Genomic DNA, 11,569 nt, shown 5'->3' with positions numbered 1-11,569 from the left:
CTATCCAGCCAGCATCTTGAATCACAAACATCCGACTTTGGGAATCCTACGATTCCCCCAAATTAGGAAACGCTCTAGCGGCCCGTTCAATGTTTGAGAAGTCGCCTTCGACAATCCAGAATTGCAACAACGGGACGCCTCGGCGTTTCGCTCGCATTCACGCCTTTTCGAGCGCGACCGGAATGACGTCGACAGCCTGTTCGCCCACCTGACCGCCCGTGGTCTTGAGAACGCCGACGATCGGCGCGACATCCGAATAGTCGCGGCCGTAGCCGACGGTGATGTGGTCGTTGCTCGCCCGCATGCCGTTGGTCGGATCGAACTCCTGCCAGCCGGCGTCACGCCCGCACCAGACCTTGACCCAGGCATGCATGGCATCGGCGCCTTCCAGCCGGGGCTTCCCCTTCGGTGGAATGGTGCGCAGGAAGCCGCTGACATAGCCGGCCGGAATGCCGAGCCCGCGCAGGCCGGCGATCATGATGTGCGAAAAATCCTGACAGACGCCGCGCTTCAGCTTGAAGGCATCGCTGGCCCGGGTCCGCACCGTGGTCGCTTCGCCGTCATAGGTGAAGTCACGATGGATGCGATTGCAGAGGCTCATCGCCGTACCGGCGGCCGAGCCGGCAATGCTGTCCCCCGCATAGGCGGTTATCGCCGCGTCGATGCCCGAGTGAGCGCTTCCCACCAGAAAATGGTGCGGCGCATCAGGGGCCAGCGACCGCACGGCGGCCAGCTCCTGCCTCAGCCGGGCGATATTGGGCGACACGTCGAGCCCGGGTTCGGGCCGCGACACCGAAACGCGCGCGCTCATACGGATGTCGAGCGCGTCATGCGCGTCGCGAAAGGCGATGGAGGTGACGTTGTTGCCGAAGAAGTCCAAAAAATCCGACCGTTCATTCGGCGCCGGCGTGAAGGACAGGGATGCGGCGATGACGCGCTGCACGCCTGGTATCGTCGACGGCAGCACGCGGATCTGATGGCGGCCGCCGCCGGCCGCGGCTGCATAGTCGTAATGGAGATGGAGCCTGATGTCGTAGAGCATACGCTAGCCGAAATAGGCCTTGGCGAGGCTGTTGTAGAGACCGCCTATTTCATAGGCGAGTTCGTCGAGCGCCTTTGCCGTCATGTCCGAAGGCTCCTTGATGGCGATCTGGGTGTTGAGCTGCAGGATCTCCTTTGCCGCGGGCGACATATGCCCCTCGCCGCCAAGCGACGGTAGCAGGCCGATCTCCGCCTTCAGCCTTTCGAGCTGGAACAGGATGGATCTCGGATTGAGTGGGTCGAGCGCCAGAAGATCGATCACCGTGCGCCGGCCGGCCTGCACCGGGTACTGCCGGCGGTGGGTCATGACGCTGTCGCCGATCTCCAGCATCATGTCGAGCGCTCCATCGGGCGCCTTGGCGCCGGTCAGCCGGGACAGCGTACGGGCGATCTGGATGCCGCGCTCCAGCCGCCGGCCGATCTCGAGGAAACGCCAGCCGGCGAAACGGTACATGTTCTCGTGCAGCAAGCCGGAGAAGCCGGCGAGCTTGCGCAGGATGACGGTCATCGCGCGTGTCGCATCGTCGCCCGGCGCCACCGTCTTGGCGAACTGATGGATGGTCTTGGACAGGTCCTTCAGCGCCAGCCAGCCGTCGGGCGAGAAGCGGTCGCGGATCTGTCCGGCGCTGTAGACGGCGCTGTCGAGCGTTCCGATCAGCCCCAACGGGATCGCCGTCGCGACGTCGATGCCGAACGGTTCGAGATAGTCCCTGATATCGGCCAGCAGCGGCATGTCCGGATCGGAGGTTTCGGCCAGTCGCACATGGTAGGCGCGCAGGATGCGCACCGTGTCTTCCGAGCGCTCGATATAGCGTCCGAGCCAGGTCAGGTTCTCCGCCGCGCGGCTGGGTAGGCTGCCCGGCCGGGTGCGGCTGAAGCTGTCGCCCTCCTGCGGCAGCAGCGTTTCACGCTCGACCGGCCTGTCGCTGACCACCCAGACGTCAGCCGCCTGGCCGCCGCGCTGCATGGCGATCGCGGTCGGGTCGAGCGACAGGCCGACGCGGGCGAACCCGCCCGGCATCACCGTCCAGCCCTCGGGCGTGCGGGCCAGATAAACGCGCAGGCTCGCCGGCCGCGGCTCCAGCCAGCCGCCGACAAAGACCGGTGTCGTCGACAGCGTCACCGCTTCCTGGCCGACGAAGGCACCGCCATCGCGTTCGATGCGCGCCACCAGCTCGGCCCGCTCGCCGGCCGACAGCGTCGAGCCCAGCGTGGTCTGGCCATCATCCTCGAAGGCAAGTCTCGTCGAGAGCGCCGGACCGACCACCATGCGGTCGATATTGGCTAGCACATGGGCGCGTTCCGTCGCCTGCCCGCACCACCAGGTCGCTACGCTCGGCAGCAGCAGCTCCTCGCCGCGCAATTCGCGTGCGATCTTGGGCAGGAAAGCAAGCAGCGCCCGCGTTTCCATCAGGCCCGAGCCCAGCGCGTTGACGGTCGCAACAGCACCCTGGCGGATCGCTTCGACCAGCCCCGGCGTGCCGATCTGCGAATCCGATCGCAATTCGAGCGGATCGGCGAAGGCGGCGTCGAGACGCCGCCAGAGCACGCTGATGGGCATCAGGCCGGAAACGGTGCGCACCATCAGCCTGCCGCCGGAAACGGTGAGATCCTCGCCCTCGAGCAGCATGATGCCGAGGTAGCGGGCGATATAGGCGTGTTCGTAGTAGGTTTCGTTGAGCGGCCCCGGCGTCAGGATGGCGACGCGGCCGTCGGTTTCCCTGGCCATGCCGATCAGCGCATCGCGGAAGCGGCGGAAGAAGCCGGCGAGCCGGTGCACGTGCATTTCGCCGTAGATGTCGGACAGCGCGCGCGTGGTGGCGACGCGGTTCTCCAGCGCGAAGCCGGCGCCCGATGGCGCTTGCGTGCGGTCGCCCAGCACCCACCAGCGGCCATCGGGCCCACGGCCGAGCTCGAAAGCACAGAAATGCAGGAAATGCCCACCGGCCGGCGTGGTACCGATCACGGGCCGCAGATATTCGGGGCTGGCCGCGATCAATCCCGCCGGCAGGATGCCTTTTTCGACCAGCCGGTTGCGCCCATGGATATCGGCAATGGTTTCCTCGAACAGCTCGGCCCTCTGGATCAGCCCGGCGCTGATTGCGGCCCATTCGGCGTCTTCGATGAGCAACGGCACATGCGCCAGCGGCCATTCGCGCTCATTGGCGCCGGCCTTGTCGTAGACGCGGTAATAGACGCCGGCATCGCGCAGATACTGGTCGGCGCGGGCGAAACGCTGGCCGAGCTTTTCAGACCCTATTTCGTCGAGCGCCTCGATGAACTGCTTCCACACCGGACGGGGATTGCCTGACGCATCGACCATTTCGTCGACGACACCGTCGATCGGCTGGTAGTGCTCCAGCAGGCTGTGGATCTGCGGCTTGCCGCGTGCCCTCTTGTGATTCCCCTTTGCCATGTCCGATCACAGTCTGGGTGGACGCCGAAGGTCAAGGGTCATCGGGAAATCTTCCGCTGGTTGTTCCTCGCGCAGCACATAGCCTGATGGCGTGTGGCCGCGCGGTTCGAAGCGGGCGAGCCGCCGCGCTTCCGCCTCGTTGCCATTGACCGGGAACGTGTCGTAGTTGCGCCCGCCGGGATGCGCGACATGGTAGACGCAGCCGCCGACCGCCCTGCCCGACCAGCGGTCGTAGATGTCGAACACCAGCGGCGTGTTGACCGGCAGCGCCGGATGCAGGCCGGACGCCGGCTGCCAGGCCTTGAAGCGCACGCCCGCCACCGCCACCTCGCGATTGTCCGTCACCTTCATCGGCACGATGCGGCCGTTGCAGACGATTGCGTGGCGTTCCGGATTGAGCCCTTCGGTCCTGACCTGAAGCCGTTCGACCGAGGAATCGACAAAGCGCACGGTGCCGCCGATCGCGCCCTGCTCGCCCATGACATGCCACGGCTCCAGCGCCTGCCGCAGTTCCAGCTTGATTCCGGCATGCCGCACCTCGCCGCAGAAGGGAAAGCGGAATTCGAGCTGTGCGTCGAACCATTCAGGCCGGAATTCGAAACCGTTGAGCTTGAGGTCGTCGAGCACGTCGAGAAAATCAGCCCAGACATGATGCGGCAGCATGAAGCGGTCGTGCAGCGACGTGCCCCAGCGCACGAAACGGCCGTCGAGCGGGTTCTTCCACGCACGGGCGATGATGGCACGGACCAGAAGCTGCTGCGCAAGGCTCATGCGCGCGTTGGGCGGCATTTCGAAGCCGCGGAATTCGACCAGGCCGAGCCGTCCGGTCGGCCCATCCGGCGAAAACAGCTTGTCGATGCAGATTTCCGAGCGATGCGTGTTGCCGGTCACGTCCGTCAACAGGTTGCGGAACAGCCGGTCGACCAGCCACGGCAGGGGTGCCGCGCCCTGGTCGGGATGCGGCACCTGCGCCATGGCGATTTCGAGTTCGTAGAGCGAATCGTGGCGCGCCTCGTCGAAGCGCGGCGCCTGGCTGGTCGGGCCGATGAACAGGCCCGAAAACAGGTAGGACAGCGACGGATGCCGCTGCCATTGCAGCACCAGGCTCTTCAACAGATCGGGCCGGCGCAGGAACGGGCTGTCGTTTGGTGTCGCGCCGCCGACGACGACATGATTGCCGCCGCCAGTGCCGGTGTGGCGGCCGTCGATCATGAATTTGTCGGCGCCAAGCCGCGTCAGCCGCGCTTCCTCATAGATTGCCGTCGTCGTCGCCACGCAATCCTGCCAATTGGCAGCCGGATGAATGTTGACCTCGATGACGCCTGGATCGGGCGCGACGCGGATGACGTTGAGGCGCGGATCATGCGGCGGGCCATAGCCCTCGATATGGACGGGAAGACCGATGGCTCGCGCAGCGTTCTCGGCGGCCGCGACGAGTTCGAGATAGTCCTCAAGTGCTTCAACCGGCGGCATGAACACGCAGAGCCTTCCGTCACGCGGCTCGACCGAGAGCGCGGTGCGCACCGCGCCGCCTATCTCGGTGATCTCCTGTTCGACCCGGTCCTGCTGGCCGGTGACGGCGGTGAACGACGCCGCCTGTTGCCGGCGCGCCATCTCGTCGGCACCTTCAAGTTCGGCCGGCGCGGCGAGGGGCAAGATGGCTTCACGCGCGGGCAGCGCTCCGCGCGGCAGCGACGGATCGACCGGCACGATGTAGGGGAATTGCGCCGGTGGCACATAAGGCAGCGTGCCGAGCGGCAAGCGATAACCGACCGGCGAATCGCCAGGCACCAGGAACAGCCGCCCGCGTCGCGTCTTCCATTTTTCCGAGCGCCAGCGCGGCCCGGACGCCTGGCTGTTCCAGCGCTGCACCGGCAGCACATAGCCCGACGGTTTGGTCAGCCCGCGCTCGAACACTTTCGCCATGCGGCTGCGCTCTTCCGGGTCTTCCAGCTTGGAATTGGACGGATCGACATTCTCCGGCAGTTTGCCTTCCTTGAGCAGCCACTCGGCCGGGTCTTCATAAGCTTCGCTGACCATCGACGTGTCGATGCCGAGTTCACCGGCGATGGCGGTGAGCAGGCTTTCGGCCTGTTTGGGGCCAATATCGGCCGAACTCTTTTCGCGTGCGATCAGCGACGGGTCGCTCCATACGGGCTCGCCATCGGCACGCCAGTAGAGCGAAAAGGTCCAGCGCGGCAGGCTTTCGCCGGGGTACCATTTGCCCTGGCCGTAATGGAGGAAGCCGCCCGGCGCGAAACGTTCGCGCAGCCGACGGATCAGCGCATCGGCCTTTTCGCGCTTGGTCGGCCCGACGGCGGCGGTGTTCCATTCGGCCGACTCGAAATCATCGATCGACACGAAGGTCGGCTCGCCGCCCATCGTCAGCCGCACGTCGCCTTCGCCAAGTGCTGCGTCGACCTTGTTGCCGAGCGCGTCGAGCGCCCGCCAGCTTTCATCCGAGAACGGCTTGGTGATGCGCGGATGCTCGGCGATGCGGTCGACCCGCATGTCGAAGCCGAATTCGACATTGGCAAAGCTCGCCATGCCGGAAATGGGGGCCGCATTGCGGAAATGCGGGGTCGCGGCAAGCGGCACATGGCTCTCGCCGGTGAGCAGGCCGGAAGTCGGGTCGAAGCCGATCCAGCCGGCGCCGGGAAGATAGACCTCGCACCAGGCGTGCAGATCCGTGAAGTCGACCGATGTGCCGGCCGGCCCATCGAGCGCGATGAGGTCGGGTTTGAGCTGGATCAGATAGCCCGACACGAAGCGCGCGGCGATGCCGAGATTGCGCAGGATCTGCACCAGCAACCAGCTTGAATCCCGGCACGATCCCTTGCCGGCGGCCAATGTTTCCTCCGGCGAGAACACGCCGGTCTCCATGCGCACGATATAGGCGATCTCGCGCTGCAGCCGGGCGTTGAGGTCGACGAGGAAATTGACGGTGTTTTTCGCGCTGGTGTCGATGGTTGTCAGGAACGCCGAAAGCAGCGGCCCCGCCGGTTCCGGCGTCCGGTAGATAGCGAGGTCGTCCCTGATCTCTTCCGGGTATTCGAACGGGAATGTCTCGGCCGATGGTTCGACGAAGAAATCGAACGGATTGTAGACCGTCATGTCGGCGACGAGGTCGACCTCGATCTTGAGCTCACTCACCGGCTCGGGAAAAACGAAGCGGGCGAGGAAGTTGCCGTAGGGATCCTGCTGCAAATTGACGAAGTGGTTCGCCGGCTCGACCTTGAGCGAATGGCTCAAGACCTTGGTGCGGGAATGCGGTGCCGGCTGCAGCCTGACGATCTGTGGCCCGAGAACCACGGGCCGGTCATATTTGTAGTGGGTCAGGTGGTAGACGGCTGCCAGAATTGCCATGGGACCCCGGAGAACGGCGTTTATTCAGCCGAACCCTGACACATCTGGCCGCCATTCTCCAAGCGGATGTTGCGCTGCACCTAAATTAAAGAACCGGTTGCCGGCTTAAAGTCGCTCAAAAGAACGCCTGCATCCCCGTCTGGGCCCGCCCCAGGATCAGCGCGTGCACGTCGTGCGTGCCCTCATAGGTGTTGACGGTCTCCAGGTTCTGCGCGTGGCGCATGACGTGGTAGCCGATCTGGATGCCGTTGCCGCCATGCATGTCGCGGGCCTGGCGGGCGATGTCGAGCGCCTTGCCGCAATTGTTGCGCTTGACGATCGAGATCATCTCCGGCGCCATCTTGCCTTCGTCGAGCAGCCGTCCGACGCGCAAGGATGCCTGCAGCCCGAGCGCGATCTCGGTCTGCATGTCGGCGAGCTTCTTCTGGTAAAGCTGCGTGCCGGCCAGCGGCTTGCCGAACTGCTTGCGGTCAAGGCCATACTGGCGGGCGCGATGCCAGCAATCTTCCGCCGCCCCCATCGAGCCCCAGGAGATGCCGTAGCGAGCCCGGTTGAGGCAACCGAACGGGCCGCCCAGGCCCTTGGCGTTGGGCAGCAGCGCGTCCTCGCCGACCTCGACGCCTTCCATCACCACCTCGCCGGTGATCGACGCCCGCAGCGACAGCTTGCCGCCGATCTTCGGCGCCGAAAGCCCCTTCATGCCCTTCTCCAGCACGAAGCCGCGGATCTCGTCCTTGCCGTTCTCACCCTTCAGCTTCGCCCAGACGACGAACACGTCGGCGACCGGCGCGTTGGAAATCCACATCTTGGAGCCGGAGAGCTTGTAGCCTTTGGCGGTCTTCTCGGCGCGCGTCTTCATGCCGCCCGGATCGGAGCCGGCATCAGGCTCGGTCAGGCCGAAGCAGCCGATCCACTCGCCGCTGGCGAGCTTGGGCAGGTACCTCTTGCGCTGTTCGTCCGAGCCATAGGCGTAGATCGGATACATCACCAGCGACGACTGCACCGACATCATCGAGCGATAGCCGGAATCGACGCGTTCGACTTCCCGCGCGACCAGCCCGTAGGTCACATAGTTGGCGCCGAGCCCGCCGAACTCTTCCGGGATGTTGATGCCGAGCAGGCCGGCATCGCCCATCTCGCGAAAGATCGCGGTGTCGAAGGTCTCGTTGAGATACGCGTCCTCGATGCGCGGCGCGAGCTTGTCGGCGGCGAAGGCCGCGGCACCATCGCGCACCATGCGCTCATCTTCTGAAAGCTGGTCCTCGATCAGGAACGGATCTTCCCAGACGAAGGCATTCTTATCGGCGGCCATGGCTCTCTCCCGGACTCGATGAATGCCGGCGAAGGATCTCTGGATCCTTGGCAACAACGGCATGCGTGCAGCAAAATCTTGGCCCGGCTTATCGACCCGGGGCCTGAAAAAATCAAACGAAATTGCTTCACCGATCAATGAGCGTTAGGAATGGATGATGAGTGTCCAGCGCCGCCTCCTGCCCAACATCAGCGCCCTCGCCGCCTTCGAAGCGGTGGCTCGGCTTGGGTCTTTTACCGCCGCGGCCCAGGAGCTGGACCTGACCCAAGGCGCGGTAAGCCGCCAAATCAAGCTGTTGGAGGGTCAGTTTGGCCGCCGGCTGTTCGAGCGCGACAGCCGCAATGTCCGGCTGTCCACGGCAGGCGAAATCTATGCCGAAGCGGTACGTTCAGCGCTTGGTCAGTTGCGCGACGCCGCCCTTGGATTGATGAGCAATCGGCATAGTGGCATCTTGAACCTTGCCATATTGCCGACTTTCGGCACCCGCTGGCTGATGCCGATGATCCCCGATTTCGTCGAGAACAACCCCGACATCACCATCAACTTCGTCACCCGCGTCGGCCGTTTCGACTTCGCCAGGGAGAGGCTGGACGCCGCCATCCACTATGGCCTGCCCGATTGGCCGGACGCCGACTCGACCCTCCTGGTGCGCGAAACGGTGTCGCCGGTGGTGTCGCCCGAATTCCTAGCCGGCCGCGCCATCGCCACGCCGGCTGACATCGGCCGCCTGCCCTTGCTGCATATGGCAACGCGCCCCGGTGCCTGGACCGAATGGTTCGAGCATCAGGGCCTGAGCGCGCCGACCGGGCCCGGCATGCAGTTCGAGCAGTTCGGCACCGCCGCCCAGGCCTGCATGGAAGGGCTTGGCGTCGCGCTCCTGCCGCTACTCCTCATCGCAGGCGAATTGCAGCGCGGCCAGCTTGTGCCGGCGCCCGGCCAGCCCATGCAAAGCCGCAGCGCCTATTATCTCGTCGTCCCGCACGACAAACGCGGCCATCCCCCGGTCGCCAGTTTTCGCGACTGGCTGCTGAGCCAGGTTGAGAAGGAGCCGGCCGTCCTGGCGTGGTAGCTACTTCCGCTTCAGCGCATCCGCCAACGCGGCACCAAACGCGCCCTGCTGGGCCGGCCGCTCCGGCTGGCGTTGCGGTGCCGGGCCACGTGGCGCCGGCCTGCCGCCGCCATTGTCGCGGGGCCCACCTTTTGACGCCTCACCGCCGTCCTTGCGCATGGAAAGCGCGATGCGCTTGCGCTTGATATCGACATCGACGACGCGCACCTTCACCACGTCGCCCGCCTTGACCACCTCATGCGCATCCTTGATGAAACGGTCGGCCAGTTGCGAGACGTGCACCAGGCCGTCCTGGTGCACCCCGATATCGACAAAGGCGCCGAAGGCCGCGACATTGGTGACGGTGCCTTCCAGCAGCATGCCTGGCTTCAGGTCCTTGATGTCATCAATGCCGTCGGCAAAGGTCGCTGTCTTGAAGCCGGGGCGCGGGTCGCGTCCAGGCTTTTCCAGCTCGGCCAGGATGTCGCGGACCGTCGGCAGGCCGAAACGCTCGTCGACGAAGACGCGCGGGTCGAGCGCCTTGAGCGCGGCGCTGTCGCCCATCAGCGAACGCACATCACGGCCGCAGGCGGCGACGATCTTCTTCGCCACCCCATAGGCTTCCGGGTGGACCGACGAGGCATCGAGCGGCTCGCTGCCATTGGCAATGCGCAGAAAGCCGGCGGATTGCTCGAACGCGCGCGGCCCAAGCCGTGGCACCTTGAGAAGGTCCTTGCGGCTGGCGAAGGGACCAGTCGCGTCGCGATGCGCGACGATGGCGTCGGCAAGCGACGCGCCAAGGCCCGAAACGCGCGCCAGCAAAGGCGCCGAAGCGGTGTTGAGATCGACGCCGACGGCGTTGACCGCGTCCTCGACCACCGCCTCCAGCGAACGGCCGAGCCTATACTGGTCGACGTCATGCTGATACTGGCCGACGCCGATCGACTTGGGTTCGATCTTGACCAGTTCGGCGAGCGGATCCTGCAAGCGCCGCGCGATCGACACCGCGCCGCGCAACGATACGTCCAGACCGGGGAATTCCGCCGCCGCCGCTGCCGACGCCGAGTAGACCGAGGCGCCCGCCTCGCTGACGATGACCTTGAGCGGCTTGGGTCCGCCGTCGGAGGGCATATCGGACAGCATGTCCGCCACCAGCTTCTCGGTCTCGCGGCTGCCGGTGCCGTTGCCGATCGAAATCAGCTCGACCTTGTGCAGGCGGATGAGTTTGGCGAGTTCCGCCTGCGTGCCGCGAACGTCGTTCTTCGGCGGGAACGGATAGACCGTCGTGGTCGCCACCAGCTTGCCGGTACCGTCGACCACGGCCACCTTGACGCCGGTGCGGATGCCGGGATCGAGCCCCATCGTCGGCCGCGAACCGGCGGGCGCGGCCAGCAGCAGATCCTTCAGATTGCGGGCGAAGACATGGATCGCCTCTTCCTCGGCCCGTTCGCGCAGATCGCGCATCAGGTCCAGCGTCAGGTGCAGCGACAGTTTTATCCGCCAGGTCCAGCCGGCCACATCCATCAGCCAGCGGTCGCCCGGCAGGCTGGCGCCGATGGCATAGGCGTTGGCGATCATCCGCTCGACCGGCTTCACCGGCGAGGTGTCGTCGGCGTCGACCTCGATGTCGAGCGACAGCACCTCTTCGTTGCGGCCGCGCAACATGGCCAGCGCCCGGTGGCTCGGCACATTTGCCCAGCGCTCGACATGATCGAAATAGTCCGAGAATTTCGCGCCAGCCTCCTGCTTGCCGTCGACAACCCGCGCCCGCATGAAAGCGCGTTCCTTCATGTAGCTGCGCAGCTTGCCGACCAGATCGGCATTCTCGGCGAATTGTTCAGAAAGGATGTCGCGGGCGCCCTCAAGGGCTGCCTTGGTATCGGCCACCTCCTCGGTGACATAGGCCACCGCCAGTTCGGCGGGCACCAGGGAACGGTCGGCAAGAATGGCCTCCGCCAGCGGCCCCAGCCCGCGCTCCCTGGCGATCTCGGCCTTGGTGCGGCGCTTGGGCTTGTAGGGCAGATAGATGTCCTCCAGCTCCGCCTTGGTAGCGGCGGCGGCGATCTTGGTCTCAAGCTCCTGCGTCAGCTTGCCCTGTTCGCGGATCGAGCCAAGGATGGTGTCGCGGCGGGCGTCGAGCTCACGCAGATAGGCGAGCCGCTCGGCAAGGTCGCGCAATTGCGTGTCGTCAAGCCCGCCGGTCACTTCCTTGCGGTAACGTGCCACGAACGGCACCGTCGCGCCCTCGTCCAGCAGTTCGATCGCCGCGGCCGCCTGTTCGGGCCGGGCAGCGATCTCGGCCGCGATGATGGCTGCGATGCGCTTGATGTCGGATGCCATGTCATTCCCACTCTCGTCGAAAAGAGCGGCGACCATAGGCGCAGAT

Annotated in this window: 6 protein-coding genes; 1 reads left to right on the top strand and 5 read right to left on the bottom strand. The window is 65.4% G+C overall.

Annotated features, from left to right (window positions below):
- Positions 1-157: 157 nt before the first annotated feature.
- From AC07SZ_RS17025 to AC07SZ_RS17010, 4 genes are all read right to left on the bottom strand, one after another.
- Entirely contained in the window at positions 158-1,042 is an 885-nt protein-coding gene (locus AC07SZ_RS17025) for a transglutaminase family protein (RefSeq protein ID WP_494915173.1), read from the bottom strand.
- Positions 1,043-1,045: 3 nt separating this feature from the next.
- Positions 1,046-3,457: a circularly permuted type 2 ATP-grasp protein gene (locus AC07SZ_RS17020; RefSeq protein WP_494915172.1), complete on the bottom strand. Its 2,412-nt coding sequence runs from the start codon at positions 3,455-3,457 to the stop codon at positions 1,046-1,048.
- Positions 3,458-3,463: 6 nt separating this feature from the next.
- Positions 3,464-6,823, bottom strand: a complete 3,360-nt coding sequence (locus tag AC07SZ_RS17015; protein WP_494915170.1) for a transglutaminase family protein — start codon at positions 6,821-6,823, stop codon at positions 3,464-3,466.
- Positions 6,824-6,938: 115 nt separating this feature from the next.
- Positions 6,939-8,135, bottom strand: a complete 1,197-nt coding sequence (locus AC07SZ_RS17010) for an acyl-CoA dehydrogenase (protein ID WP_494915168.1) — start codon at positions 8,133-8,135, stop codon at positions 6,939-6,941.
- 157 nt (positions 8,136-8,292) lie between these two features.
- On the opposite strand from AC07SZ_RS17010, the gene AC07SZ_RS17005 reads away from it, so the two are divergent.
- Positions 8,293-9,204, top strand: coding sequence for a LysR family transcriptional regulator (locus tag AC07SZ_RS17005; RefSeq protein ID WP_494915166.1), 912 nt, complete (start codon positions 8,293-8,295; stop codon positions 9,202-9,204).
- On the opposite strand, the gene AC07SZ_RS17000 is transcribed toward AC07SZ_RS17005, so the two are convergent.
- Positions 9,205-11,523, bottom strand: coding sequence for a Tex family protein (locus tag AC07SZ_RS17000; RefSeq protein ID WP_494915164.1), 2,319 nt, complete (start codon positions 11,521-11,523; stop codon positions 9,205-9,207).
- Positions 11,524-11,569: the final 46 nt, after the last annotated feature.

The sequence above is a fragment of the Mesorhizobium sp. GW821-FHT07A06 genome (genome assembly GCF_059419085.1).
Note: the sequence above shows the minus strand (reverse complement) of the source record. Positions and strands in the feature narration are given on the sequence as shown.